We start from the raw sequence: 25908 nt of genomic DNA on the forward strand, positions 1-25908 counted from the left end.
TCTTTTCTTATCATGAGACGATCAGTAAAGTATAGCGATACTTATGATAAAGCATTTTTTATTCATGAAGTTACATTAATAACGAAGTGGGCTCGTACGGCCGTCTAACTATTGGCGCACGGTAACACTGAAGTGTCAGGCAGCGACAGCCCCCAGTTTGCTAATCTATTCGAGCAGTCACCACAAACATGGGTTGTTATTAAATTCACTGCAAAAAGTTGCGCTTGAAAGTTGAATCCAACCCATTCAATAGCGAACTAAAAAACATTAAGGAAACGTAATGCGTCCACTATTCATTCGTATATTCATATTGTTGGGTTTGTTTCTCCCGGCGCTCGCTTCAGCGAATGCATTTACAATTTGTAATCAGTCAGCCGTCCCGATTTCTGCCGCCCTTGCGCGCTTTGACAGTGACGCATCAACATCAACTTTCTCGTCGTACGGGTGGTACAACATCAGTGCGGGTGCTTGCTCGTTAGTTTCAAGCACATCAACGAATTATAGATTTTTTTATGTATATGCTGAGGGGGATGGAGGGAAAATTTGGAACGACAGTAGCATGTCTAATCCAGCGTGTGTAGATCCAATCAATTCGTTTCATATTATAAATGCAGGTGCAAACTGCGCAACGCGTAGCTACCAGCAGAAAGGTTTTATTTCCGTTGATACAGGAAATAGTGCCACATTTACCTACAACATCACGGCAACGCCGGCTGTATCTCCGGCCTTGTCCTTGACCGGTTTGTGGTGGAACCAGAACGAATCCGGATGGGGGATTAGTCTCACGCAGCAGGGATCGATGGTTTTCGCGGCATGGTTTACCTACGGCTCAACCGGTCAACCAGAGTGGTTGGTCATGTCGTCATGCCCGGTGGTTGAGAATGCTTGTATGGGAGACATCTATAAAGTGGTGGGCGGCACCAAGCTTGGCGTGCCTTGGAATGGAGCAGGTAAAGTGGTCACCAAGGTAGGAGTGGGAACCCTCATATTTGCTGACAATAACACCGGGACACTCAACTATTCGGTGGATGGCGTGAGTGGAACCAAGCAAATTACCCGGCAGATATTTGAATCAGGCTCATCTCAACCTGCCATCGATTATTCAGCACTCTGGTGGAATGAGAATGAGTCCGGCTGGGGGGTTGCCATTACGCAGCAATATGGCATGATTTTTGCGGTCATGTACACGTACGATACCAGTGGGAATCCAGTTTGGTACGTCGCCTCCGGTTGTCCCTTGTCAGGTGATAACTGCACAGGCGATTTATATAAGGTCACCGGAGGATCTGAGCCAAACGTGACATGGAACGGCGCCAATAAGGTGGTGGCTAAGGTCGGCACTGTCAGTTTCGTTTTTAACGACAGCAGCACTGGCGTCATGTCTTATGTTATCAATGGGGTGAGTGGATCCAAGGCTATTTCAAGGCAACTGTTCGGGGAGGCAGTAGCTGCAACTTACCAGTCTGCCTATGATGCTTGTTACATAGGAACACCTCTGCTGTATACCAGTAATTATTGTGCAGCCTATGCTAATGCAATTGTTGCGGGTAGCACCCCCCTAGTTGCCAATCAAGCTGGTGCGGTCGCTGCGGGTAGTAACGTTGGAAATATCGGCATGGGCGGGGCAATTACTGCCACTGGTACACCATATGTGCCGAATGCAGGCCCAACACCAACACCAAGGTTAGCGTTCAACTTAACATCACTCACATTTTCCCCACAAGAGAACTTTACAACCAGTGCAATTCAGACTGTGATACTGAGCAATGTAGGTAATACAGGGATTCTTCTTCACAGTAATATCACGCTCCCTTTGTTTGCACGGTGGAATATAGTTAACGACACCTGTATTTATGCGCCTTCAATTTTTATGGCAGGGGCAAGCTGTACAGTCAGCATCTCTTTCACTCCTAGGGGTGACGATAATATAAGAAACGTGTACTTGTTAAGAAAATCGTTGGGTGAAAACCCTTCCCTACCCACATCAGAGAATTATTCTGGTATTTTTGAAGTCTACGGTGATTCAGTAACTAACCCCCAAGTAGTTGTTCCCAAGCAGGCAGTCCAGTTGAATGGAACAGGAGTGTATCCTCCCGACGCAACTCCTGCGCCGACTGTAAACGGCATAGCCGCTTTTTCTGGGACTTACAATATCAAAACTAGCGACGGCACAGTTGCAACCTTTACGGTTGACTCAAATGGCAACGTGTCATCCTGCAAGGTAGATTCTGTGGTAGTTTGCTCCGGTAAGCTCACTCTGAGCTTAAGTACTGGAGAAGCCAATTTCCAGATTATTGGAAACGATGGGTTAAATCCGATTGACACTACTGCTAGTTTTAGTGGAACCATTAATAAAAATGGTGATGTTTCTGGAGGGTATTTAGGTAACTCAGTATCAGAAGGGGGATTTAGCGGAACATTTACAGGAAGCAAGGCAGGCGGCGGTGCGGTCACGTCAGAGTGTGGCGTACTTGGCCAAATCATCGAAATCAGGCAAAGTGGCCCGAATATGGTCAATATTCCACTTGTTTGTAGAGAGAATCGAATAGACAACTGGGTTTCTGCTCCTCCAGAGGCGGGGTTAAGCACCCAAGAAATTTGTGATCGGGCGACTACACCCACAGATGAATTGACTGGTAGGCCAGTCCCAATAACAAAAATTAAAAATATGTCTGCATGCTTTTGCTTGATAGATGGCAATTTCGCTTCAGGCAAACAAACAAAGTGCTGGACTTATTATGATCTTGCTAAATAAGAACGCGAAATGGAGGCATGACATCATGCCCCTTGTTTGCCGCGTGAATGGGGCAACGCCAATCAGCTACATATTTGGAAGGATAGTATCTATGTCAGAAAATTTCCATAACCATCCCAGATGCTGTTCGCTTGGTAGCTATGAAACTAGCGTATTGATATTGTTTATTTAAAATTTAACTCACCGGGGCTAGACCGCTGTAATTTCTGACAGCGCGCGACTCGACGCAGCGAGTCAGCTAACCCACAGGTTTCTTTTCGTATTGTTTTAATTTACGGAGTTTTTACCAGATAATTCATTAGAAATAATCAGCCTTCATTCATGCCCGAACCGATGTAGTCCCGAATCGATTACAGCTTGAGCCCAAAACCCTTCAAACTATTGCCGTCGGCGGTGCGTCGCCGACTAATCGTAATAAATTTTTCTCAGCATTTGAATCCCAGAACGCCCCTGCTGTAAACACCTTGTGGTGTAGCGTAATTGGCTCTTGAATCTGCCTAAATATTGAGAAAACTATTCCGCAAGAGCCCTGATAACATTTTCGGGGCTGAGAATAGTGCCGAGCGTGGTTGGATTGCCCCAGCGTACGTGATATTTGTTCTCCGGTACTGAAGCGAGAGAGATTAATAAGTTGTTGAAGGCAATCAAATCGTTGGTCTCAAAGTAGGTTATGAAATCGATATCGTCCAGCCCTGTAGAGTGATAGAGCTTGCGTTTGACATTGACCAGATAGGGAAGTGTTGGCACGGTATGGCTCTCCATTTCCTTTAGTCGTTGCTCAGATGATAAATTCCACCACTCTGCGCTTTTCTTCACGGGGATAACGATTACGTAGCGAGGCGCGTCGCCGGTATAGGTTGCTGAACTGAGGCCGGCATTAAGTTCGGGTGACTTGGCTTTTGTGATGTAGTTCAGGGGCTTCGTCACGCCTACCAGGGTATCGAAAATATCAGCGTTTTTACCGATGGTTGTCGATCGGAACTCACGCATGAATGTCTGCGCCTTAGCGAGGTCATAAGCATTTATACGGAAGAAAAAATCGGAGTTGGTTTCCAGGCCGCGGGTCAGATAAAGATCTACCAGCACATTGTCTTTATGTTTTTCGATCAATTTTGCTACTTCAGCAGCGCTATCCATTCGTTCAGTTGCAGGCACCTTGTTCCATTCTGGCCGCAGTTTGAACATCGTAAATACGCCAAAAACACCCGGCTGGGTAAGAATCTTGGATCCTTCTATCTGCATTGTGTCCGCTGCTGGCTGCGACGCGGCAACAGATGCCGTTTGCATCGTCATGGCTGCGATGATTCCAGCAACAAGGTTTACATGGAGGTTGTGAATTGACAAACGTTTCATGATATTTTTCCTTATGAAATGGTTAAAAATTCAAACAAGCATTGTTGCTTGGGCTCGGGGTTATTTATGGAGACGAAACGGGGTTATATCAATTTACGTTCAGCTATATTGATGACGCTTGGGCGAATCTTTACATCGTAACATATTCCCGCTCGAATGCAGTGAAAAATCATCAGTTCTTGCTGCCCCATATCTGCTTCAGGCGAGCATCGCGACCACATGTGTAACGATAGTATTTGTAACGAATAGGGTTCTTGGTGTGAAAATCTTGGTGATACTCCTCCGCTGGATAGAATACTGTAGCGGGCAACAACTCGGTCAAAATGGGTTGGGTAAAACGTCCAGAAGATACTAGCGCGGCCCTGGATGTTTCAGCTTGCTGTCGTTGATCTGCATTGTGATAAAAAATGACGCTACGGTACTGCGTACCACTATCGCAAAATTGGCGATTAGGGGTTAGCGGGTCTATCGTTGGCCAGTATGCGGCAAGTAGTTTAGCGAAATTGGTCTTGGCAGGATCAAAACGCACTTGCACCGCTTCAACATGCCCCGTTTTACCGGCAGATACTTGTTCGTATGTCGGATTGACCATTGTGCCGCCGATATAACCCGATGTAGTGGATATCACGCCCGGTATTTTGTCGAAATCTGCTTCGGTGCACCAGAAGCAGCCACCAGCAAAAGTAGCAACGCTTATCACGGGTTCAGTCCGCTCGTTGGATACTACGGACGTATTTTGTGCCCGCGATTGTCCACAGGCAGCCAGTACGGCAAATATCAGCAAAGTAATACTAAGTGCACTGCGGGTTTTTTTATCAAAAATGGATAGATTCAATAGGGTCATAATTAGCTCCTGAGTGCTGGTAATGATTCGACCTTCGGGACAAATCGCAACGCTACCCCGTTATTGCACCAGCGCTCATTACGTGGCGGTGGGCCATCGTTAAACAAATGGCCTTGGTGGCCGCCGCAGCGCGCACAGTGGTATTCAGTGCGGGGTAGAATCATTTTGAAATCGCGTTTTGTTCCCACTTGGCCCGCAATAGGCTGGGTAAAGCTGGGCCAGCCCGTGCCGCTTTCAAATTTGTGCGCACTTTCGAACAAAGGCAAGTAACAAGCCGCACAAATATAGGTGCCATCACGATGCTCAAGATTAAGCTCGCTACTATTTTGCCGCTCGGTATCTTCTTCAAACAGCACCTGGTAAGCATCAGCGGAAACCAATGGTCGCCACGCCTCATGTGGTTTATTCAGAGGCGTAACTGTAATGACATTGGTAGTATTTGCAGCTGCCCTGTCGCGCGAACAAGCCGAAATTAAAGGGAGTGCGGTCAGCAGGGCAAGACTTTGTAGTACGGTACGTCGCTTCATAAAAATTCCTTATGGAAATTTGGAAGATTTGACTGTGTACTTAAAAATTACGTCGTTATTTTGCACTAAATTAGATATCGCCGTACCAAGTTGTGGCCGTGGTACCCATGTCGGGTTATGGTAGTGGCAAACAAACTACCATCCAGCATAGTAATTTTTCATGGCACCCTAGTAAATAATGATTCGATGAGAAAAGCGTCGTCAAAGTGGCGGCGACCGACAAAAGCGGTAGCGTGGCGCCCCCACTGGCGCATCGCACCCGGCGAGCGAATGCCCATTGGCCACAAAAGAAAACGCTCAGGGCGCTTCGTACCGACGATTAAACCATGTCTGCCGAACATGCTGTGGTAGCCGTCAGCAGTGGGCAGGGAACGTAATACATCGTAGTCCTCCCAGGCCAACTGTTGTGCCGTTGGCAGTAGTTCGGGTGGTGATTTGTCGTGGTAGATTCGCTGAATATAATGAGTGCGGGGAGCAATGCGCAGCACCAGCGGTTGTTGTTCAGGTGCAAGTTGTGGCAGCAGTGGGGGTTCAAAATAGAAAGTGGGAAGGTCGTTGCGCAGGCGTAAGTGATGGCTCGGGAAGAATTCGTGGTAGCAACCGCAGTTATGCATTACGTCATACAGCCACGGCTCGCCGTCCGGGCCTAAAGTTACTCGCCAGTTAAGACCGTCTAGCTGTCCGGCATAAATGTCGTTGCCGGGGCGCGCTGGAAACCAGACTACATAATTGAGTTGCAACAGCACTTGATTGCCGAAACGCGTGTGCGAGACCTTGCGATACAACGTCGGGCGCGTCACGTCTACCACCGGCCCGTTATCCCAGCGTGCCATTCCGATACGATCATTGTTATCTATTACATCCACCTCCCAGACCGGGGCAAAGGTATCGAAGAGTCGATCGAGGTCGGTGCCTGTCGGCATGGGGATACCGAGCGGGTCTAGTGAGCGATGCAGAATTTCGCCCACCTGTGGAGTAGTGAGCAGCGCACCGGGTGATGATGCCCAGCGTACCAGTTCACCCGCAACTGGCAGTATTGCCAACGGTGTGGCGAAGCTGTCGTGGGTCTCGGTATGCCAAGCCGATATTCTGGTGGAAACGAACGGTGCAGTGAGTGGGTAGAGGCCGAGCACCTGCCACCAAGTGACATAATCATCGGGAACGCGTGCGGCATCGCGCAGCATAGTGCGGCGCTCTGGTTGGGTGAGATCGGCGGCAAGCAAGCGTTCACGACAGCGGTTGAGTTCTTCACCTAAGCTGCCGTTATGACGATTTTCCAAGGACGTGGGCAGATTACGTAATTCCAGCGCTCGCGACTCAGCATCCAAATCTGCCATGTGCGTAGTCCATGCTGCCCAGTGTGTCTGTGTGGCCAATTCGCCGCGGAACGAAGCGAGCAGGCGAGTTGTACGTAAGTAAGGAAAATCTCGAACTGGCGATGAACCGTAGTCGCGTACCCCCGCACGATCGATGGCTGCATCAACTTCTTGGTACAGCGTCCGGCAGGCAGTCAAAACATCGTCTTTAGGTGCCGCCGGACGGGTTTCCACCGTGGCGCAGCCCGTAAGGAAAAACGTGACAAACAGCAGGATCAATGCTGCTATGGTCAGCACGAAGCGGCGTGTATCGTTAGTGTTATCCATGGCTTCCTTTCCATAGAATAAGCAGTGTGGAATATTGTACCGTTCGATACAGGGCACTTCTAAAAATTCAGATTTCGTTACAATACGTTGTTGCTCACAAAAAAATGTTTCCTTACATATCAATTATATGCTGCGTCAACATTTTTTATTCGCGCCTAGTCTTGTTTAGAACTCTTAATTTTTAGAGATGCCCTACAGTAGAATTCACTTTCATACGCTGTCAGAAGCAACGGCCTGGGAGAAATTACTTGAGCAGCAGTTTTGACCGCGACATCAATCGTTCCGATACCGCCAGTGTCAAATATGACGGGCGGAAAAACATGTTTGGCACAAGCGAAGTCATCCCGTTGTGGATTGCTGATATGGATTTTGCCGCCCCGCCCGCCGTGACCCGTGCCCTCGCTGAGCGCGCCGCCCATCCCGTGTATGGATACACCCAGTATCCGGACAGCTTGTACGAATCGCTGATCGATTGGCTTAGGCGCCGCCACGGTTGGGAGGTACAGCGCGAGTGGATCATGATGTGTCCCGGCGTAGTGCCTTCGCTGCACGCCGCTATCATGGCTTTTGCTGAGCCAGGTGAATCGGTAATCGTACAGCCGCCCGTGTATTTTCCATTTTTTTCGGCGGTCACAAATACCGGTAGAAAGCTGCTACAAAATCCGTTGCACCTGGAGAACGACCACTATGCCATCGATTTCGACCACCTGGAACAGTGTGCAGCACAGGCGCGTTTGCTGTTGCTATGTTCACCGCACAACCCGGTTGGCAGGGTATGGCGCAAGCCCGAATTGAAGCGCCTCCTGCAAATCGCAAAAAAATACGATCTGCTCATATTTTCAGACGAAATTCACGCTGATTTGATCTACCCCGAAAATAAACACACCACGCTTGCGATGCTGGCAGAGAACCCAGCCCACATCCTCACTGCCGTCGCACCCAGCAAAACATTCAATGTCCCAGGGCTGAATCTTTCCGCACTCATGGTGCCGGATCCTAAGTATCGTGCGGCTATCACCCAAATATTTGACAGAATGCACATCAGTGCATCCAATCCCTTTAGTATCGTCGCTTTCGAAGCAGCCTACCGGGAAGGCGAGGCATGGCTTGATGAGTTACTGGCCTATCTGCGGGATACGCGAGATTACGTCGAGAATTATCTGGCCGCCCATCTTCCGAAAATTCGGCTTATCAAACCAGAGGGTACCTACCTGTTATGGCTTGATTGCCGTGCACTAGGTATGAACGATGCGCAACTCAAGCATTTCTTTGTGTATGCAGCGGGTGTGGGCATGAGTCCCGGTGTTCTGTTTGGCGAGGGCGGTAGCGGATTCATGCGCATGAATATCGGCGCACCTCGCCATGTCATCGTGGCTGCCCTTGAAAATATCAGGAAAGCGGAACGTGAAGCCGAGCGATGAATACATTGAAACCCATGCAAAATTATTTCAGTTTTATCTTTCGTGTTTGTGAAGTTTTGTCTCGCAGTGTAGCTTTTCGTTGCTTCATGTTTCCCTTTACTCGTAAGGACGGATATGAATACGGTAACAGTACAATGTTGCATTGCGGGCGGTGGCCCGGCGGGCATGATGCTGGGTCTGCTATTGGCTCGTGCGGGCGTTGAAGTATTGGTTTTAGAAAAGCATGCGGACTTTCTAAGGGACTTTCGGGGAGACACGATTCATCCCTCGACGCTGGAAGTTATGCATGAACTGGGATTACTCGAAGACCTCCTGAAATTGCCACACCAGAAAGCGCCGCAGATCAATGGTCAGTTTGGAAATTTGAAGCTGACGATAGCGGATTTCACCCATCTGCAAACCCAGTGCCGTTTTATCGCCTTTATGCCGCAGTGGGATTTCCTGAATTTCCTCGCCAATCGCGCAGCTCGCTACCCAACATTCAGGTTGCGGATGCACTCTGAAGTGATTGGGCTCATTGAGGAAGCGGGGCATATCGCTGGCGTTCAGGTGATGAGTCCAGATGAGCCATTAACGGTGCGCGCGAGCCTGGTTGTGGGAGCAGATGGTCGACATTCAGTTGTCCGCGCACAGGCTGGCTTGCAGGTTGAGGATTTAGGCGCACCCATGGACGTGTTATGGTTCCGGCTTTCACGACGGCCCGACGATTCAGAATATCCTATTGGCCGTTTCGATGCCGGTCGGATATTCATCATGCTGAGCCGAGGCGATTACTGGCAGTGCGGCTTTGTAATCCCGAAAGGCTCACATGCGCAGATTCGGGAGCGAGGGCTGTCCGCGTTCCGCGGCGACCTCGTCCAGCTTGCACCATTTATGGCCGACCGTGTCGACGAACTCCAAGATTGGGAAGAGATAAAATTGCTCACCGTTCAGGTCGATCGATTGCGTCAGTGGTATCGTCCGGGCCTTCTTTGTCTCGGTGATGCAGCGCACGCAATGTCTCCGGTCGGTGGCGTCGGTATCAATCTTGCGATCCAGGATGCGATCGCCGCAGCGAATTTGCTGGCTGCACCGTTACGTGCGAACAAATTGACCACCGAAGATCTGCGCCGAGTCCAGCAACGACGCGAGTGGCCGACACGTATGACGCAAAGGATGCAACTCGCCATCCAAAACCGCGTCATCAGTCGCGTGTTGCATGGTGAGGGCCCGCTCTTACCACCGATTTTTATCCGACTCTTGGCACGGTTCCCATTTCTGCGTCGGATTCCCGCCCGATTGATTGGAATCGGATTTCGTCCAGAACATGTGGATATGCCAAAAAATTAGCCTCACTGAGGCTGGCAATAATGTACATCGCCAAATTCGAGGAAGCCATCTACGTCCTGCATTGCTTCCAGAAGAAGGCCCAGGGTGACCAGCAAGCGGGACAAAGCTATTGCCGAGGCGCGTTATCGCGCCGTGGTTAACTCGAGAAAGGCAAAGTAATGACGATTGACACCGAAATTCGCCATGTGACAAAGCCGGGTGCGAACCTCTTCTTGGAACTGGGTTTTGCGCCGGATGAGGCCAAGCGCCTGCAGGCTGCGTCCCGCAAACAGTTCAATGACACGCGGCTACTGAAACAGCAATTGATGGAAGAGCTGTCTACCTGGATTGCGGAACATCACTTGAAGCAGGCCGAGGCCGCCGAGACTCTGATGGTCTCGCGCCCGCGCGTGCCCGACGTGGTGAACAAGAAAACGACCAAGTTCACTATAGATACGCTGGTGGAAATGCTCAGTCGCGTCGGCAAACCGGTCAAGCTGACCATTGGTTGATGCCGATGTTGGGTGTTGCGTGGCGATAGCAGCCTGAAAAATGGGGGGCAGTCTGTGAGCCCCCCAGTGCTTCTGGAAAACAATGCAAACCTGGCCCCTTTGATTCGCTCGCTACGACTGAAAAACAAACACTTTCGTGCCTGCCATTAGGCCAAGCGTGAGTGAGAGGTTGGGCTTCATTTCATTCAGCCCAACCGGGCTTTTGTCATCAAAGACTGTAGCAATGCTACTTCCTCAGGTTGTGAGCCGTGCAATGGTTTACGTGGCACGCCTGCATCAATGCCTTTTAGTTTTAAGCCAGCCTTGATTGCCCGAGGGATGTTGCCAGAAACAATAAATCGCAACATGGGTAGCTGTTGATAAAAAATAGTTTGAGCAGCTGCAAGGTTTCCCTTGGCAACACTCTCATAAAGATTTTTAGGTTGCCGATCTAACAGGTTGGGAGCTGCCGTACACCAACCACTGGCACCCGCACAAAGTGCTTCCAGCGCAAGCGGGTTACTTCCGTTAAAGAAAGGCAAATCACCGTTGCTCAGTTCAAACAATTTGTGCATACGCTGAATATCACCTGTGCTTTCCTTCACCATGGCTACGTTGTCTATCTCATTAAACATTTTTACCAGCAGCTCAGGTGATATATCGACACCACCAGTCGCCGGATTGTTGTAAACCATAATAGGTATTGAAATACCATTTGAAATTTCCTGGTAATAATCAAAAATTTCCTGATCAGTAAGTTTCCAATAAGACACAGGTATCACCATCACCGCATCAGCACCAATAGACTCGGCATACTTTGCCTTTTTCACTGCCTGCGATGTGGTGATCTCTGAAATACCGACAATCACGGGAACACGTTTAGACACAGCGTCTACAGTAAAGGCTGCAACCTTTTCCCATTCCTCCTGGTTGAGGTAAGCGCTCTCGCCAGTGCTCCCCAAAGGGGCGATTGCATCGCTGCCAGCATTGATCAATTGTTCCAGGCAGCTAGCTAAAACAGCGAAGTCGATGCGCTCTCCACAAGCGTTAAAAGGGGTAATGGGGTATGCAATAATGCCTGTCAGTTTCATGAGTAAGCTCCTTCGATACAGTCGGGGTGGGTTTTTAGTGCCTGTCTTGCGTAGTAGGCGAAATTAACTTTGTTGCGTCTATCCGTCGAAACCCAGTCATGAGCTTCTCTGGCTACCTCCGGTGATAATGGTTTGATGTCACCCGCCGACATGGCCAGTAATTGCAGTTTTGCAGCGCGTTCAATCAATATGGCTAGATTGCAGGCCTCCTCAATCGTCTCGCCCACGACGAGTTGACCGTGATGTGCCAGTAATATGGACCGTTTGTTACCCAGCGCTTTGGAGATAGTGATTCCTTCTTCATTGCCAACAGGAACACCTGGCCAATCTTTGAGAAATGCACAATCTTCGTAGAGACCTGTAGTATCCATATGAGACACTATTAACGGGACTTCCAGCATCGACAGTGCCGCAATATGGGTAGGGTGCGTGTGAACAATGCAATTCACATCGGGACGCTCTTTATACACCCAGGTGTGGAAACGATTAGCCGGGTTAGCCATCCCTTCTCCGTCGAGCGGCTGTAAATCTTGATCAACAGTTAACAGGTTATTGGCTGTTATCTCATCAAAACCCAAACCTAAACGTTGTGTAATAAACGTATTTCTGTTTGCTCCTCGGCAACTGATTTGTCCTGCCAAACCCGAGTCGTGGCCTTTGTCATAAAGAATTCGGCAGGTTAATGCCAATTTTTGCTTATCACTTAGATCGCTATCCTTAAATAAATCCTTCATGCGATCTTGTGCTGTTTGCATGAGCTCTTGTTTGCTCAAATTTTCTGTCTTCATTACTTTTCTCCTCTATTTGCCCGTTTGACGAGGTGTAGGCATAATAAGAAAATATTGGACCATGCAAATCATCCAGTTTAAATTTTTTTAATGGTCCAGATGTTTAACAAATACATGAGCGTTACATGAGGCAACCTTGGGAAATTAATGTCTGGCTAGAAGACCGTAAAGAGAGTTCATTTCATGCAAAATTCGTTAATCAGCTCACCAACGATATACAAACAGGTCGACTCAAGTCGGGAATGGCAATGCCCGGGTCTCGTTCAATGGCCCAACGACTGGGGGTAAACAGGAAGACTGTGCAGCTCGCTTACGAGGAACTGGAGTCTCAAGGCTGGCTTTTTGCCAGCCCCAGACGCGGGACATTTGTAGCCGATGTCTTGCCGGAGCAAGGCTTGACTGATGGAAATCGAAAACTACTCAATATCGATAAGGGTACTTATCTCTCCGGAAGCCTGGTATCTGAACTCTATCGAAGTTCGCTCACTGAAAATCATAATGGTATCGGTGCCAACGACGGTGTGCCCGACCCGCGACTTATTCCCCACGAATTGCTTTCAAAAGCCTATCGCCGCGCCATTATCCAATCAACACGAAAAGGGGAGCTGGGCTATGGAGACCCACGCGGAGTTGAAAGCCTTCGCCGCTCAATCATGGATATGCTAGCGATGGATCGTTTCATGAACCCAAGCCTGGAAGAGATTTGCGTGGTTCGCGGAAGTCAGATGGGTATTTACCTGGCATCGAGAGTACTAAACCCTCAAGATGGCGTAATTGTTTGTGAAGAACTTAGCTACCCGCCAGCTGTAGCTGCATTTGAGTCGAATGGTTTTCAGGTAGTGAGATGCGGTTTGGATCTTTACGGTTTAAATACTGATGCTTTACGAGCCATTATCCAGCAACACAAAGTTGCGGCTGTTTACACTACGCCACATCACCAATATCCCACCACGGTTTCCATGAGTATGGAACGGCGACTGATGCTATTGGCCCTGTCTAATGAATACCGGTTCTGGATTCTTGAGGATGATTACGACCATGAGTTTCACTATGAGACCAGGCCCATCCCTCCGCTATCGAGCCTGAATGGAGCCGATAATGTCGTCCATATTGGCTCCATGTCTAAGGTTTTTTCACCAGCACTTCGGCTCGGTTATATCGCTGCCAATAAACGCTTTATCGATTTGGTCGCTAAAGAGATCCTGTTAATTGATCGACAGGGAAACACGATCACAGAGCTGGCCGTATCTTACCTGATGGAATCAGGTGACGTGAAAAGGCATATTCGAAAAATGCGCAGGAATTATCAGTTACGGCGTGATTTTGCTATGTGCGAATTTTACCGTGTATTTGGCGACGACATTGTTATTGAAAAACCAGCGGGAGGAATGGCATTATGGATTGATTTACAGAAAATAACGCACGATAAAAGTGCTGATCGATTCAGCCACCCAGACTTCCATTTTAATAAGCTATTCAATACTGAGAAAAATAATTTAACTCATATCCGGTTTGGCTTTGGCGCCCTGGAAAAAAAGGAAATAACCGCATCAATAGAGCAACTCGCAAAAATGTTGTCGAAAATTAGCCCAACGAATTAACCGCAGTATCAGCTAATGCCCTACGAACTCTATGATAGTTATTCGAGTCAATATTGGCCATCGAGTAGTTTTCTCTCACCATATATTGCCTGCCAAATACGTATTCCCAACGCGTTCTTGATATCATTGAAATGGCAAAATTGCCAACTGTGGGCATGTCCGATTTGCCATGGACCTTGCGTCGGATGAGGTAAATTTTATTGCGCCCAATCTTTACTCCGGAGGCTGCTGCTATCTCAAAGGTGAACCCTTGCAAGAACGGCCTTTGCTAAAACATATGAAAAAACAACAGGACTGCAAGAAGTCGATAAATAATTGAATGAAAATAGAACAAGAACAAACTGATAAATCGTTGCCAGGCAGCGTAGATGGCTCGAAGCACACCCCCATGATGCAACAATACCTGCGCATCAAGGCAGCGTATCCCGACATGCTGCTTTTCTACCGCATGGGAGATTTTTACGAGCTATTCCATGAGGATGCAGTTCGCGCTGCCAAGCTGCTCGATATTACGCTCACTCAGCGCGGCGCATCCAATGGCCAGCCGATCAAAATGGCGGGCGTGCCTTACCATGCCGCCGAACAATATTTGGCGCGGCTGGTAAAACTGGGGGAATCGATCGCCATATGTGAACAGATCGGCGATCCCGCCGCCAGCAAGGGGCCGGTAGAGCGCAAGGTGATGCGTATCGTCACACCTGGCACACTCACCGATTCCGCCCTGTTGGATGAAAAGAAAGACAGCCTGTTGCTGGCGCTGCATGAACGCTCCGGCAAGGTGGGGCTGGCTTGGATGAATCTGGCTTCAGGCAAATTTTTCGTCAGTGAAACCGATGCGGACAATTTGTCAGCGGAACTGGAGCGTTTGCAGATTTCAGAAATCCTGCTTGCCGAAAATGCCATTCAGCCAACACTAAACAAAGCAGCCATCAAGACATTGCCTGTTTGGAATTTTGATCTGGAAACCGCTCGGCGCACGCTGTGCCAACAGTTTGCCACGCACGACCTGAGTGGTTTCGGCTGTGATAATTTCACGCTTGGTTTGGAGGCGGCGGGCGCGCTGCTCGGTTATGCCAAGTTGACACAAGGGCAAGGTATCAGCCATGTGCACGCCATTCAAGTCTATGCCGCCGAGGATTTCGTGCGTATGGATGCCGCCACTCGGCGCAATCTGGAAATCACCCAGACCTTGCGCGGCGAGCCTGCTCCCACCCTGCTTTCCTTGCTGGATACCTGCGCCAGTAATATGGGCAGCCGTTTGCTTAACCACTGGCTTCATCATCCGCTACGCGAACGCATCACTCTGCGTGCACGGCTGGATGCAGTTGACAAATTGCAGGCATCTGCTTTTCCGCAAGTGGGGCAGGGGGAGCAGAGCTTCAGCAGCAGGCAGGCGCTTTATCAAACTGTTCATGAACAACTTAAACCCTGTGTAGATGTAGAACGCATTACTGCGCGCATCGCTCTACGTAGCGCACGTCCGCGCGACTTATCCGGCTTGCGTGACACGCTCACGCAACTACCGCAATTGCATGCAGTATTAATAAGCACCCATGCTTCGAAACTGATAGGCGATCTGGCCATAGCCTTGCAGCCGGATGCCGAACTAATCGCGTTGCTCCAACGTACGCTGCGCGCGGAGCCATCCAGCATGCTGCGCGAAGGCGGTGTTATCGCCGATGGTTATGATGCGGATCTCGATGAGCTGCGTGGCATCCAGACCAATTGTGGCGAATTTCTGTTGCAGCTGGAAGCACGCGAACGGGCGCGCAGCGGCATTGCCACCCTGAAAGTCGAATACAACCGTGTGCATGGATTTTATATCGAGGTGTCGCTTGTGCAGTCCATCAAGGTGCCGGACGATTACCGCCGTCGCCAGACCTTGAAAAATGCTGAGCGCTATATCACACCGGAACTGAAAGCCTTCGAGGACAAAGCGCTGTCTGCTAATGACCGTGCGCTGGCTCGCGAGAAACTACTCTACGAACAATTACTGGATCAGCTTGTGCCATATATTGCGCCACTGCAACGTATTGCCGCTGCCATTGCCGAGCTGGATGTGCTTGCTACCTTCGCTGAACGAGCCTCAGCATTGAATTTCAGCGCGCCAACATTCAGCGCAGAATCCGTATTGCACATCCGTGGCGGTCGTCATCCGGTGGTGGAAGCCCAGGTGGAGCAATTTATCGCCAACGATACCCAACTGCACAGCGCGCGCAAGATGCTGCTTATCACTGGCCCCAATATGGGCGGTAAATCTACCTATATGCGCCAAGTCGCGTTGATTACATTGCTCGCGCATTGCGGCTGCTTCGTTCCGGCAGATGAAGTCGTGCTGGGCGAGATTGACCAGATTTTTACGCGCATCGGTGCTTCGGATGATCTCGCCAGTGGTCGTTCCACCTTCATGGTAGAAATGACGGAAGCGGCCAACATCCTGCACAACGCGACCGAGAATAGTTTAGTTCTCGTAGATGAAATCGGACGCGGCACTTCCACTTTCGATGGCTTGGCGCTGGCCTATGCCATCGCCCGTCATTTGCTGGAAGAGAATTGTAGCCACACTCTGTTCGCCACCCATTACTTCGAATTGACCCGGCTTGCCGATGAGTATGCTCAGCTTGCCAATGTTCATCTCGCTGCTATTGAACACAAGCACAGCATCGTATTTTTGCACAGCGTGAGTGAAGGCGCGGCGAGCCAGAGCTATGGCTTACAGGTCGCTGCGCTTGCGGGTGTGCCGAGGAGCGTTATTAAAATTGCGCGGAAGCAATTGCAGACACTGGAACAGAATAGCGCGGCACAAAATCCGCAGGGTGATTTGTTCAGCGCCGTGCCGGACTTGCCCGAATTGCCGGAACATCCGGCGTTGACCTCGTTGCGTGATATCACGCCTGATGAACTTAGCCCAAAAGAGGCGCTGGAAAAATTGTATCAGTTGAAGAAGTTGGTTTAGCTCGGATTACAGCAACGCAAAGTAGACCTCCCGCTGGCAGATCATTTACTCTGATATTCCAGCTATCTCGTACGCTTTACGTTTACGTCAATTCTTGTAGTCGAGTTATTGCGGCTAGTACCAGAACCATTTTATGAGTTACTTGATTTCAACCCCTCCGTCAGATGAGGAGCAATGACTTGCAGCATCTGCGCGAATACCTTGGAGTTACCTGCACAAAGGTTGCCGCTTTTGAGGAAGGTATCGTTACCTTGCATGTCGCCCACTAAACCGCCTGCTTCTGTAATTAACAAACATCCCGCGGCGATATCCCAGGGTTTAAGGCCAATTTCGAAGAAACCATCATAGCGCCCCGCTGCCGTGTAGGCGAGATCAAGTGCGGCAGAGCCGGGTCGACGCAGGCCAGAGGTCTTTTGCATCATGTCGCGCAAGATGTTCATGTAGGCATCCAGATGCTCAAACTTGGTGTAAGGAAATCCGGTGCCTATCAGGCAGTCGGCCAGCTCGATGCGCTTGCTTACACGCAGACGACGGTCATTAATATAAGCGCCGCTGCCACGCGTGGCGGTGAACAGGTCGTTCTTGGTTGGGTCATATATTACTGCCTGGGTCAATACGCCATTGTGCTGCAATGCGATGGACACGGCGTATTGCTGAAAACCGTGCAAGAAGTTAGTGGTGCCATCGAGTGGATCGATGATCCAAACATATTCCGAGTCGCCTCGGGCACCACTCTCTTCTGCTAGAATTGCGTGATTTGGGTAGGCATCCAGCAAGGTAGTGATGATGGCTTGTTCGGCTGCGCGATCCACCTCACTGACATAATCGGAGTGAGATTTTTTGGTGACCGTTAAGTGGTCAAGATTATCGGCAGCACGGTGGATCAAATTGCCGGCGCGACGAGCGGCTTTCACCGCGATGGTGAGCATGGGATGCATAACGAACCTTTTTAATGAGCAGTCGGATTGTTCCGATGGCTTATTTTAGTGTGAATTGCACTTTGGATAAACCAGAGATTTTAAATAATGTACGTGTGGTACTGAGTCATACCACTCACCCAGGCAATATTGGCGCGGCTGCACGCGCAATGAAGACCATGGGACTGCAGAGTTTGTATTTGATTAATCCACAACGTTTCCCGGATCAACAAGCGGATGCGATGGCTGCCAGCGCGGCAGATGTGCTGCAAAACGCAGTCGTGTGTGGTTCGCTGGATGAGGCTTTGCAAGGCGTGGTTCTGGTGGCGGGAATGTCGGCACGTGCACGCTACATTTCGCAAGAAGTACTTACTCCGCGCGCTGCGATGCCATTAATGGTGCAGCAGGCAACGCAGCAACCTGTGGCGCTTCTGTTTGGTACTGAAATGTCCGGTTTGACCAATAATGAGTTGGCGCGCTGTCATTTTATAGTGCGCATTCCTGCCAGTCCGGCTTATACGTCACTTAATCTGGCGGCTGCGGTGCAACTGATATGCTATGAGTTGCGTCTGGCTACAGGGCAGGGAGAGTATGCCCCGCCCGAACTGAATCCGGCATCGGCGGAACAGGTAGAAAGATATTTCCGGCATTTGGAAGACACGCTTACCGAAATTGGTTTTTTACAGGATAAGCAATCGACCAAGCTGATGCAAAAATTGCGCCGTTTGTATGCACGGGCGCGGCTGGAGCCTGAGGAAGTGAATATTCTGCGGGGTATTTTGACTGTCACGACTGAGTACAATACGCAGCAAAAACTCGACGACCAAAACAAAAATAAAATGAGTGAGTAAATTTAGGTGCCCTGATGTTCCGATCTATCAAAGAAGATATAGACAGCGTATTCGCGCGCGATCCAGCGGCGCGCAGTGTGTTTGAGGTAATAACCTGCTACCCGGGATTCCATGCGCGCTTGGTGCATCGCATGGCACATTGGTTATGGTATGCAAAGCTGAAATGGCTGGCACGCTTTTTGTCTCACTTGGGCCGTTTTTTGACCGGCATCGAGATCCATCCGGGGGCAACTATTGGGCGGCGGTTTTTCATTGATCACGGCATGGGTGTGGTGATCGGTGAAACTGCCGAGATTGGTGATGATTGTACTTTGTATCACGGCGTAACGCTGGGCGGGACTTCATGGAAAGAGGGAAAGCGTCATCCCACGCTAGGTAATGGTGTCGTGGTTGGGGCCGGTGCCAAAATCTTGGGCCCTATTACCATCGGTGATAGCGCCAAGATAGGCTCCAATGCTGTGGTGGTGAAGAATGTACCGGCAGGAGCGACGGCTGCCGGAATACCGGCGCGCATCCTTGATGAGGCTTCAAAGAGGCCAGGTTTCAATGCTTATGGCATCAGCAATGACCAGAATGATCCGCTGGCTCAAGCTATCCACGGCTTGCTAGGACACGGCATGGTGGTAGATAAACGCATCAATCTTATCCTGGAGCAACTGGAGAAAATGGGCGTGAACATCGAAGAAGAACGTGCCACCGCCGACAAGTTTGATCCCAATTACCTGAATAAAATTGTTGACTAAAGTTATTAGTTGACTAAATTGGTTGGGTATTTTATTATTCCTACTAAGGACTTTCATAAATTTCGCGTGATGATCATGCGGTTATTTGTAAAACATAATAGCTAGTTCACGTCGGCATGAATAACAGATAAAAATGCTGATCTTGTGCGATGTAAACTCGAGGAGAAATCATGCGGCTTACCACTAAAGGGCGTTTTGCCGTGATGGCAATGGCTGATCTGGCGTTGTATGGCGGATGCGGCCCGGTAACACTGTCCAGTATTAGTGAGCGCCAAAAAATTTCACAGTCTTACCTTGAGCAGCTGTTCGGTAAATTGCGTAAGCGCAACATTGTAGTTGCAGTACGCGGCCCGGGTGGTGGGTATTATCTAGCACGACCAAGCGCACAAATTTCAGTCGCCGACATCGTCGTGGCAGTGGATGAATCAGTGGATGCTACCCGGTGTGGTGGAAAGGCTAATTGCCATGGCGAGAAACAATGCATTACACATGATTTATGGATGGGGCTTAACGAAGCTTTATATGGCTATATGGCAGGGGTAAGCTTGCAGAATTTGGTCGACGGTGCAACTAAACTCAAGTCCGAAATTAAGACGGTAAGCATTAACAAAAGTATGGCTAAGCCAGCGCTTGTTCCGATGTGATCTAGATCTAAAATTATAAGGGAGATTGGCTTGGAGATTTTTCTTGGCCTTTGCTCGATGTTCTATTCGGCTACTATTAGGAGTTAAATAATGGCGATTACATTAACTGAAAGTGCAGCAAAACAGATCAAAACTCAACTCGCAAAGCGTGGGAAGGGCCTTGCTCTCCGCGTCGGTGTCAAAAAAGTGGGCTGCTCCGGCTATGCTTACACCTATGACTATGCCGATGAAGTGCTTGCGGAAGATCATATGTTCGAAGCGCATAACGCCAAGGTTGTCTTTAATGATAATACGCTGTCCTACATTAACGGCTCGCGTTTAGATTTTGTGACCGAAGGGCTTAAGCAGATGTTTAAATTTGATAATCCCAATGTTGGTAGCATGTGCGGCTGTGGCGAGAGCTTCAACCTGACAGGTGAAGCCGCGAAATCCATAGTTCAGAATTCATAGTAGTAAGGTGTAACTGTTTAATTGCCTCATGTTAATCCATGGCAAGCTTTTTTCTTCGATCTTGATGATTTCTCGGAGGTAACACAATGAGTGCAACGCTGCAAAACCTCGTCAACCAGCCGTATAAACATGGTTTCGTCACTAGCATCGAGTCTGATGTTGCGCCGAAGGGATTGAATACAGATACCATCCGGATGATTTCGGCCAAGAAAAAAGAACCTGAGTGGCTGCTTGAGTTCCGGCTCAAATCCTACGAAGCTTGGCTCAAGATGGAAGAGCCTGCGTGGCCTAATGTTCATTATCCGAAGATCGATTTTCAGGCGATCAGCTACTATGCTGCGCCGAAGCAAAAGCCGAAATTGAAAAGCATGGATGAGGTCGATCCTGAATTATTACGTACGTTCGAGAAGCTTGGTGTGCCGTTACATGAGCGTATGGCGCTTGCTGGTGTTGCGGTTGATGTCATTTTTGACAGTGTATCGGTGGCGACTACTTATAAGGATAAACTTGCCGAGGTTGGCATTATTTTCTGTCCCATGTCGGAAGCGGTGCTTGATCATCCCGAGCTAGTGCAGAAGTATCTTGGTACCGTAATTCCGCCCAGTGATAACTTTTATGCCGCGCTCAACTCGGCGGTATTTACCGACGGTTCGTTCTGTTACATCCCCAAGGGGGTTAAATGCCCGATGGATTTATCGACCTATTTCCGCATCAACACTGAGGAATCAGGTCAATTTGAGCGCACGTTGATCGTTGCTGAGGAAGGAGCTTCAGTCTCTTACCTTGAAGGCTGTACCGCGCCTGCGTTTAGCAGCAACCAGTTGCACGCGGCGGTAGTCGAACTTGTAGCGCTCGATAACGCCGACATTAAATATTCAACAGTGCAAAACTGGTATGCGGGTGACGAAAACGGCGTTGGTGGTATTTACAACTTTGTGACCAAGCGCGGTTTGGCCAAAGGCGTTAACTCGCGCATTTCTTGGACCCAGGTTGAAACCGGCTCGGCTATCACCTGGAAGTATCCTTCCTGTGTGCTGCTTGGCGATAATTCGGTTGGTGAATTCTATTCCGTTGCGGTTACCAACCATTATCAGCAAGCTGACACAGGCACCAAAATGATACATATCGGTAAAAATACGCGCAGCACCATAGTCAGCAAAGGAATCTCGGCTGGCCATTCCAACAATAGTTACCGTGGATTGGTCAAGATTGCGCCGAGCGCCACGGGTGCACGCAATTATTCGCAATGTGATTCGATGTTGGTTGGTCAACAGTCCGGTGCTCACACTTTTCCCTATATTCAAGTAGCTAACAACAGTTCCCAAGTCGAACACGAGGCATCGACTTCGAAGATTGGTGAGGATCAGTTGTTCTACTTCGCGCAGCGTGGCATCAACGCAGAGGCTGCAGTATCAATGATTATTAATGGCTTCTGTAAAGACGTATTTCAACAATTACCAATGGAGTTTGCGGTCGAAGCAACCGCACTGCTCAGTTTCAAACTAGAAGGGAGTGTCGGATGATTTACCAAGATAGCAAGGTTTTGCTCGAGGTGCGCGGACTATGCGCAACCGTAAATGGCACCGAAATTTTAAAAGGCTTGGACTTGACGGTGAGGAGTGGCGAAATACATGCCATTATGGGGCCAAACGGTTCGGGCAAGAGTACTTTCTCCAAGATACTCGCAGGTCATTCAGCTTATGAAGTCACAGGCGGTACGGTGATGTTCCAAGGTCAGAACTTGCTCGATCTTGCTCCCGAAGAGCGTGCACGTGCTGGTGTGTTTCTTGCTTTCCAATATCCGATTGAGATACCCGGCGTCGGCAATAGCCAATTCTTGCGCCTTACTTATAATACTGTGCAGACGCATCGTGGCAAAGAAGAGCTTGACCCGCTCGAGTTTGATGATTTTGTGCGTGAGAAGATGAAATTACTCGAAATGAGTCCTGATTTTCTTGAGCGTAGCGTTAACGAAGGCTTCTCCGGTGGCGAAAAAAAGCGCAACGAAATATTGCAAATGGCGATGTTGGATCCACGACTGGCGATACTAGATGAGACTGATTCTGGCCTCGATATTGACGCACTCAGGATCGTCGCCAATGGCGTCAACCAGCTTGCTAATAAAGATAATGCGATCGTGCTGGTAACCCACTATCAGCGTCTGTTGAACTATATCGTTCCCGATTACGTACATGTGATGGAAGCGGGCCGCATCATCAAAACGGGCGGTAAGGAACTTGCATTCGAACTCGAAACGCGCGGCTACGACTGGGTCGGGGTTGAGCACAAGGCTGCAACGAGGGCGACGGCATGAGCGCACCCGGCACAATCAATGCGGGGTACCTCGAAAGTCTGCTGGCAGGACAGCCGCACTTGCCTGTAAGTCCGTTGGCATGGCTCAACGCGCTACGTGCGGAGGCGGTCGAACGGGTCGGTGCTCTGACGGTGCCCACCCTGCGCGACGAGGAATGGCGTTTTACCGATATTTCGTTGCTCACCAAGATGTCATTCCATCCGGTGCGCACAACCATTAGCCTCCAACCCGCAGACATAGAGCGCTTTTATATTGAAGAAGCGACGACTCGGCTGGTGTTTGTCGATGGTGTCTATGCGCCTCAGCTGTCGAGTGGTATCACGGACAATGGCGTAGCGGTGATCAATCTGGAAGCTGGATTTGGTGCGTACGCAGCGGCAATCGAGCCCTATCTGGGCCGTCTCACAGAATTCCGCGACAATGTATTCGCTGCCCTTAACACTGCATTTCTGCATGACGCGGCATTGATCGTTGTGCCACGTGACATTTCAGTCGCGGTGCCGGTGCATCTATTATTCATTGCGACGCAAAAGGATGTCGTAAGCTACCCGCGTTGCTTGCTGCTGGCTGAGTCCGGTAGCGCAGTGACAGTGATCGAGGATTACGTTTCATTGCAAGAAGATGCCTATTTCACCAATGCAGTGACCGAAATCGCGTTGGTCGATAATGCGCGCGTTAACCATATCCGGGTGCAGCGCGAAGGCGTGAAGGCGTTCCATATTGCAAACTGTGCGGTATCACTCGCACGGGCTAGTAATTATCAGTCGGTGAGTGTCGCCTTCGGTGCACGCATTTCACGTTATAACCTGAATGTACAGTTAGCCGAGGAGGCCGAATGTACGGTTGACGGGTTGGCGTTAATTTCAGGGCGTCAGTTGGCTGATACCCATACCTGCATCGACCATGTGAAGCCGCACGCTGTAAGTCATCAGATGCACAAATGTATCGTCGGCGGCAGTGCGCATGCGGTATTTAACGGCAAAATTATGGTGCGTCAAGGTGCACAACGTACTGACTCCCGGCAGTCCAGTCGCAACCTGTTATTGACCAGCAAAGCCCACGTTGATACCAAGCCGCAACTTGAAATTTTCGCCGATGACGTGAAGTGCACACATGGCGCGACCATCGGCCAGCTCGACAACGAGGAAGTGTTTTATTTGCAGAGTCGCGGGTTGTCCGAGACAGCGGCACGTAATATGCTCACTTATGCATTCGGGGCCGAAATCATCGAACGCATACCTATCTCATCACTCAAATGCCAGCTTGAACAAACCGTACTCGAACAGACCACAATCCAGCCATGAGCGTAATTCAGACCGCACTAAAAATTCGATCGCCGTCCGCATTTGATGTTGAACGCATTCGCGCTGATTTCCCTATCCTTAAATTGACGGTCAATGACAAGCCGCTGGTATATCTCGACAACGCTGCCTCGAGCCAGATGCCTCAACAAGTGATCGATCGCTTGGTGCGCTATCAGACGACGCAGCACGCCAATATCAATCGCGCGGTGCATCACTTGTCAGAGGTTGCAACCTCTGAATTTGAGGAGGCGCGTCGCAAGTTACAGCGCTTCATTAATGCGAATGAAGAGCGCGAAGTGATCTTCACCAGTGGCACCACCGATGCAATCAATCTGGTGATGCATGGCTATGGTCGCAAATTTATCGGAGCTGGTGATGAAATCATCCTGACCACGCTTGAGCATCATTCGAACATTGTGCCATGGCAGATGCTGGCTGAAGAAAAGGGCGCGAAGATTCGTGTGGTGCCGATTAACGATGCCGGTGAGTTGCTCATAGACGAATACGAGAAACTTTTTAACGAGCGCACCAAATTTGTCGGCGTGATGCACGTCTCGAACGCGCTGGGCACGATCAACCCGGTAAAGGAAATGATTGCGTTTGCACATGCGCGCGGAGTACCGGTGCTGGTTGATGGTGCTCAGGCAGCCCCGCACATGAAGGTTGACGTGCAGGATCTTGACTGCGATTTCTATGCATTTTCTGGCCACAAGCTGTGCGGACCGACCGGCATCGGCATTCTTTACGGTCGTGCTGCGCTGCTAGAAAACATGCAGCCATTCAAGGGCGGTGGCGACATGATTTTGTCGGTGGCGTTCGAAAAAACCATCTACAACACAATTCCGCATAAATTCGAGGCGGGCACTCCGCCCATTGCGGCGGCAATTGGGCTGGGCGCTGCAGTTGACTACTTATCTGAGATCGGCATGGATGCAATAGCCGCGCATGAACTCGCGCTGCTAGAGTATGCAACCGAGCAAATCAATTCTATGCCAGGCGTACGGATTATTGGCACCGCCGAGCACAAGGCTGCAGTATTGTCCTTTGCAGTCGACGGTGTGCATCCGCATGACATCGGCACACTGCTCAATCAGGAAGGAATTGCTGTGCGTACCGGACATCATTGCGCACAGCCCGTTATGCAACGCTTGCATGTGCCAGCCACTTCGCGTGCATCGTTTGCGTTTTACAACAGCATGGATGAAGTCGATGCACTGATCGCCGGCATCCATACCGTACAGAAGATATTTACATAATGGCTAACTATAAATCTCTCTATCAAGAGGTGATCCTCGACCACAACAAAAAACCGCGTAATTACGGCACGATTGAACATCCGAGCCATCATGCGGTAGGGCACAATCCGCTGTGTGGTGATCACATCACCGTGGATATCGTACTCGGTGAGCGTATCGACAACATTGCCTTTGAGGGTGAGTCTTGCGCGATCTGCAAGGCATCTGCGTCGATGATGACGACTGCTATCAAGGGCAAAACGCGTGCGGAGGCGGAAACACTGATCCAGGAGTTTCTCGCTATGGCGACTGGTAAGCTCTCTCATGACGCCTGTCCTAACATTGGCAGGCTTGCGGTATTTGCTGGAGTGAGTGATTTGCCAACACGCGTCAAATGCGCCATTCTGCCTTGGCACACGCTGCATGGCGCGTTTAACGCAGTAGCAACCACCTCGACTGAGGCGGAAGAAGATCCAATGCACGCTCCGATCGGTGATGCCTGAAAACAATCCTTACTCGGCGAAGATATGCAGACATGGCGATATGCAAAAACTGCTGCAAGCGGCACAGTCAAAAGAGGGAGGCTTGGACAAGCGGTTATTTATAGCAAACCTATTGCTTATGGGATTGTGAAAGGCGTTAAAAACGAGGCCTTAATTTGTAGGAATAGAA

General features: G+C 49.7%; 23 protein-coding genes. 16 read left to right on the top strand and 7 right to left on the bottom strand.

Annotated features, from left to right (window positions below):
- The first annotated feature begins 280 nt into the window (after positions 1 to 280).
- Positions 281 to 2755: a DUF1036 domain-containing protein gene (locus W01_RS11845; protein ID WP_173054965.1), complete on the top strand. Its 2475-nt coding sequence runs from the start codon at positions 281 to 283 to the stop codon at positions 2753 to 2755.
- Positions 2756 to 3268: 513 nt separating this feature from the next.
- Here the strand turns inward: W01_RS11845 and W01_RS11850 are convergent.
- The 4 genes from W01_RS11850 to W01_RS11865 all read right to left on the bottom strand — a co-directional run bounded on the left by W01_RS11850 (position 3269) and on the right by W01_RS11865 (position 7122).
- On the bottom strand, positions 3269 to 4108 hold the full coding sequence (locus W01_RS11850; RefSeq protein ID WP_173054967.1) for a chlorite dismutase family protein: 840 nt from the start codon (positions 4106 to 4108) through the stop codon (positions 3269 to 3271).
- A gap of 172 nt (positions 4109 to 4280) precedes the next feature.
- Positions 4281 to 4952 (bottom strand): peptide-methionine (S)-S-oxide reductase MsrA, encoded by a 672-nt coding sequence (gene msrA, locus W01_RS11855; RefSeq protein ID WP_173054969.1) that lies wholly within the window; start codon positions 4950 to 4952, stop codon positions 4281 to 4283.
- 2 nt (positions 4953 to 4954) lie between these two features.
- Complete coding sequence (gene msrB, locus W01_RS11860; RefSeq protein WP_173054971.1) at positions 4955 to 5479, bottom strand: peptide-methionine (R)-S-oxide reductase MsrB; 525 nt, start codon at positions 5477 to 5479, stop codon at positions 4955 to 4957.
- 158 nt (positions 5480 to 5637) lie between these two features.
- Complete coding sequence (locus W01_RS11865) at positions 5638 to 7122, bottom strand: hypothetical protein (RefSeq protein WP_173054973.1); 1485 nt, start codon at positions 7120 to 7122, stop codon at positions 5638 to 5640.
- A gap of 248 nt (positions 7123 to 7370) precedes the next feature.
- On the opposite strand from W01_RS11865, the gene W01_RS11870 reads away from it, so the two are divergent.
- The 4 genes from W01_RS11870 to W01_RS11880 all read left to right on the top strand — a co-directional run bounded on the left by W01_RS11870 (position 7371) and on the right by W01_RS11880 (position 10363).
- On the top strand, positions 7371 to 8543 hold the full coding sequence (locus tag W01_RS11870) for a MalY/PatB family protein (protein ID WP_173054975.1): 1173 nt from the start codon (positions 7371 to 7373) through the stop codon (positions 8541 to 8543).
- A 114-nt stretch (positions 8544 to 8657) separates the two neighbouring features.
- Positions 8658 to 9872, top strand: coding sequence for an FAD-dependent oxidoreductase (locus W01_RS11875; protein WP_173054977.1), 1215 nt, complete (start codon positions 8658 to 8660; stop codon positions 9870 to 9872).
- Between the two features lie 20 nt (positions 9873 to 9892).
- On the top strand, positions 9893 to 10012 hold the full coding sequence (locus W01_RS14745) for a type II toxin-antitoxin system RelE/ParE family toxin (RefSeq protein ID WP_445082531.1): 120 nt from the start codon (positions 9893 to 9895) through the stop codon (positions 10010 to 10012).
- Between the two features lie 18 nt (positions 10013 to 10030).
- On the top strand, positions 10031 to 10363 hold the full coding sequence (locus W01_RS11880) for a helix-turn-helix domain-containing protein (protein WP_173054979.1): 333 nt from the start codon (positions 10031 to 10033) through the stop codon (positions 10361 to 10363).
- A gap of 185 nt (positions 10364 to 10548) precedes the next feature.
- Here the strand turns inward: W01_RS11880 and W01_RS11885 are convergent, their stop codons facing one another.
- Together W01_RS11885 and W01_RS11890 are read right to left on the bottom strand one after the other, a co-directional pair.
- Positions 10549 to 11433, bottom strand: a complete 885-nt coding sequence (locus W01_RS11885) for a dihydrodipicolinate synthase family protein (RefSeq protein WP_173054980.1) — start codon at positions 11431 to 11433, stop codon at positions 10549 to 10551.
- Positions 11430 to 12221, bottom strand: a complete 792-nt coding sequence (locus W01_RS11890) for an aldolase (protein WP_173054982.1) — start codon at positions 12219 to 12221, stop codon at positions 11430 to 11432. Before W01_RS11890 ends, W01_RS11885 begins: the two co-directional genes overlap by 4 nt.
- Positions 12222 to 12346: 125 nt before the next feature.
- Here W01_RS11890 and W01_RS11895 point away from each other — a divergent pair, with 125 nt between their 5' ends.
- The gene (locus tag W01_RS11895; RefSeq protein WP_173054984.1) at positions 12347 to 13822 is read left to right on the top strand and encodes an aminotransferase-like domain-containing protein; all 1476 of its coding nucleotides are present in this window, start codon (positions 12347 to 12349) and stop codon (positions 13820 to 13822) included.
- A 319-nt stretch (positions 13823 to 14141) separates the two neighbouring features.
- Positions 14142 to 16778: a DNA mismatch repair protein MutS gene (gene mutS, locus W01_RS11900; protein WP_242006955.1), complete on the top strand. Its 2637-nt coding sequence runs from the start codon at positions 14142 to 14144 to the stop codon at positions 16776 to 16778.
- 131 nt (positions 16779 to 16909) lie between these two features.
- On the opposite strand, the gene W01_RS11905 is transcribed toward mutS, so the two are convergent.
- On the bottom strand, positions 16910 to 17716 hold the full coding sequence (locus W01_RS11905) for an inositol monophosphatase family protein (protein ID WP_173054986.1): 807 nt from the start codon (positions 17714 to 17716) through the stop codon (positions 16910 to 16912).
- A 14-nt stretch (positions 17717 to 17730) separates the two neighbouring features.
- On the opposite strand from W01_RS11905, the gene W01_RS11910 reads away from it, so the two are divergent.
- The 9 genes from W01_RS11910 to sufU all read left to right on the top strand — a co-directional run bounded on the left by W01_RS11910 (position 17731) and on the right by sufU (position 25739).
- Positions 17731 to 18546 carry an RNA methyltransferase gene (locus W01_RS11910; protein WP_242006956.1) on the top strand — a complete coding sequence of 272 codons (816 nt, stop codon included), beginning with the start codon at positions 17731 to 17733 and terminating at the stop codon, positions 18544 to 18546.
- Positions 18547 to 18560: 14 nt separating this feature from the next.
- The gene (cysE, locus tag W01_RS11915) at positions 18561 to 19289 is read left to right on the top strand and encodes a serine O-acetyltransferase (protein WP_173054988.1); all 729 of its coding nucleotides are present in this window, start codon (positions 18561 to 18563) and stop codon (positions 19287 to 19289) included.
- A 170-nt stretch (positions 19290 to 19459) separates the two neighbouring features.
- Positions 19460 to 19933, top strand: a complete 474-nt coding sequence (locus W01_RS11920; protein ID WP_173054990.1) for an Rrf2 family transcriptional regulator — start codon at positions 19460 to 19462, stop codon at positions 19931 to 19933.
- 90 nt (positions 19934 to 20023) lie between these two features.
- Positions 20024 to 20383, top strand: coding sequence for a HesB/IscA family protein (locus W01_RS11925; protein ID WP_173054992.1), 360 nt, complete (start codon positions 20024 to 20026; stop codon positions 20381 to 20383).
- 86 nt (positions 20384 to 20469) lie between these two features.
- Positions 20470 to 21906 (top strand): Fe-S cluster assembly protein SufB, encoded by a 1437-nt coding sequence (gene sufB / locus W01_RS11930; protein ID WP_173054994.1) that lies wholly within the window; start codon positions 20470 to 20472, stop codon positions 21904 to 21906.
- A complete protein-coding gene (sufC, locus tag W01_RS11935) occupies positions 21903 to 22697 on the top strand; it encodes a Fe-S cluster assembly ATPase SufC (RefSeq protein ID WP_173054996.1) in 795 nt (264 codons plus the stop codon). The genes sufB and sufC overlap by 4 nt, the downstream gene beginning before the upstream one ends.
- A complete protein-coding gene (sufD, locus tag W01_RS11940; RefSeq protein ID WP_173054998.1) occupies positions 22694 to 24001 on the top strand; it encodes a Fe-S cluster assembly protein SufD in 1308 nt (435 codons plus the stop codon). The genes sufC and sufD overlap by 4 nt, the downstream gene beginning before the upstream one ends.
- Positions 23998 to 25257: a cysteine desulfurase gene (locus tag W01_RS11945; protein ID WP_173055000.1), complete on the top strand. Its 1260-nt coding sequence runs from the start codon at positions 23998 to 24000 to the stop codon at positions 25255 to 25257. Before sufD ends, W01_RS11945 begins: the two co-directional genes overlap by 4 nt.
- Complete coding sequence (gene sufU, locus W01_RS11950; protein WP_173055002.1) at positions 25257 to 25739, top strand: Fe-S cluster assembly sulfur transfer protein SufU; 483 nt, start codon at positions 25257 to 25259, stop codon at positions 25737 to 25739. The genes W01_RS11945 and sufU overlap by 1 nt, the downstream gene beginning before the upstream one ends.
- Positions 25740 to 25908 lie beyond the last annotated feature (169 nt).

The organism is Candidatus Nitrotoga sp. AM1P (genome assembly GCF_013168275.1).
Taxonomy (GTDB): domain Bacteria; phylum Pseudomonadota; class Gammaproteobacteria; order Burkholderiales; family Gallionellaceae; genus Nitrotoga.

Excerpts from the sequence above, each read along its gene's own strand:
- W01_RS11845 (WP_173054965.1), top strand. The coding sequence starts at position 281 with ATGCGTCCACTATTCATTCGTATATTCATATTGTTGGGTTTGTTTCTC.
- W01_RS11850 (WP_173054967.1), bottom strand. The coding sequence starts at position 4,108 with ATGAAACGTTTGTCAATTCACAACCTCCATGTAAACCTTGTTGCTGGA.
- msrA (WP_173054969.1), bottom strand. The coding sequence starts at position 4,952 with ATGACCCTATTGAATCTATCCATTTTTGATAAAAAAACCCGCAGTGCA.
- msrB (WP_173054971.1), bottom strand. The coding sequence starts at position 5,479 with ATGAAGCGACGTACCGTACTACAAAGTCTTGCCCTGCTGACCGCACTC.
- W01_RS11865 (WP_173054973.1), bottom strand. The coding sequence starts at position 7,122 with ATGGATAACACTAACGATACACGCCGCTTCGTGCTGACCATAGCAGCA.
- W01_RS11875 (WP_173054977.1), top strand. The coding sequence starts at position 8,658 with ATGAATACGGTAACAGTACAATGTTGCATTGCGGGCGGTGGCCCGGCG.
- W01_RS14745 (WP_445082531.1), top strand. The coding sequence starts at position 9,893 with ATGTACATCGCCAAATTCGAGGAAGCCATCTACGTCCTGCATTGCTTC.
- W01_RS11880 (WP_173054979.1), top strand. The coding sequence starts at position 10,031 with ATGACGATTGACACCGAAATTCGCCATGTGACAAAGCCGGGTGCGAAC.
- W01_RS11885 (WP_173054980.1), bottom strand. The coding sequence starts at position 11,433 with ATGAAACTGACAGGCATTATTGCATACCCCATTACCCCTTTTAACGCT.
- W01_RS11890 (WP_173054982.1), bottom strand. The coding sequence starts at position 12,221 with ATGAAGACAGAAAATTTGAGCAAACAAGAGCTCATGCAAACAGCACAA.
- W01_RS11895 (WP_173054984.1), top strand. The coding sequence starts at position 12,347 with ATGAGGCAACCTTGGGAAATTAATGTCTGGCTAGAAGACCGTAAAGAG.
- mutS (WP_242006955.1), top strand. The coding sequence starts at position 14,142 with ATGAAAATAGAACAAGAACAAACTGATAAATCGTTGCCAGGCAGCGTA.
- W01_RS11905 (WP_173054986.1), bottom strand. The coding sequence starts at position 17,716 with ATGCATCCCATGCTCACCATCGCGGTGAAAGCCGCTCGTCGCGCCGGC.
- W01_RS11910 (WP_242006956.1), top strand. The coding sequence starts at position 17,731 with ATGAGCAGTCGGATTGTTCCGATGGCTTATTTTAGTGTGAATTGCACT.
- cysE (WP_173054988.1), top strand. The coding sequence starts at position 18,561 with ATGTTCCGATCTATCAAAGAAGATATAGACAGCGTATTCGCGCGCGAT.
- W01_RS11920 (WP_173054990.1), top strand. The coding sequence starts at position 19,460 with ATGCGGCTTACCACTAAAGGGCGTTTTGCCGTGATGGCAATGGCTGAT.
- W01_RS11925 (WP_173054992.1), top strand. The coding sequence starts at position 20,024 with ATGGCGATTACATTAACTGAAAGTGCAGCAAAACAGATCAAAACTCAA.
- sufB (WP_173054994.1), top strand. The coding sequence starts at position 20,470 with ATGAGTGCAACGCTGCAAAACCTCGTCAACCAGCCGTATAAACATGGT.
- sufC (WP_173054996.1), top strand. The coding sequence starts at position 21,903 with ATGATTTACCAAGATAGCAAGGTTTTGCTCGAGGTGCGCGGACTATGC.
- sufD (WP_173054998.1), top strand. The coding sequence starts at position 22,694 with ATGAGCGCACCCGGCACAATCAATGCGGGGTACCTCGAAAGTCTGCTG.
- W01_RS11945 (WP_173055000.1), top strand. The coding sequence starts at position 23,998 with ATGAGCGTAATTCAGACCGCACTAAAAATTCGATCGCCGTCCGCATTT.
- sufU (WP_173055002.1), top strand. The coding sequence starts at position 25,257 with ATGGCTAACTATAAATCTCTCTATCAAGAGGTGATCCTCGACCACAAC.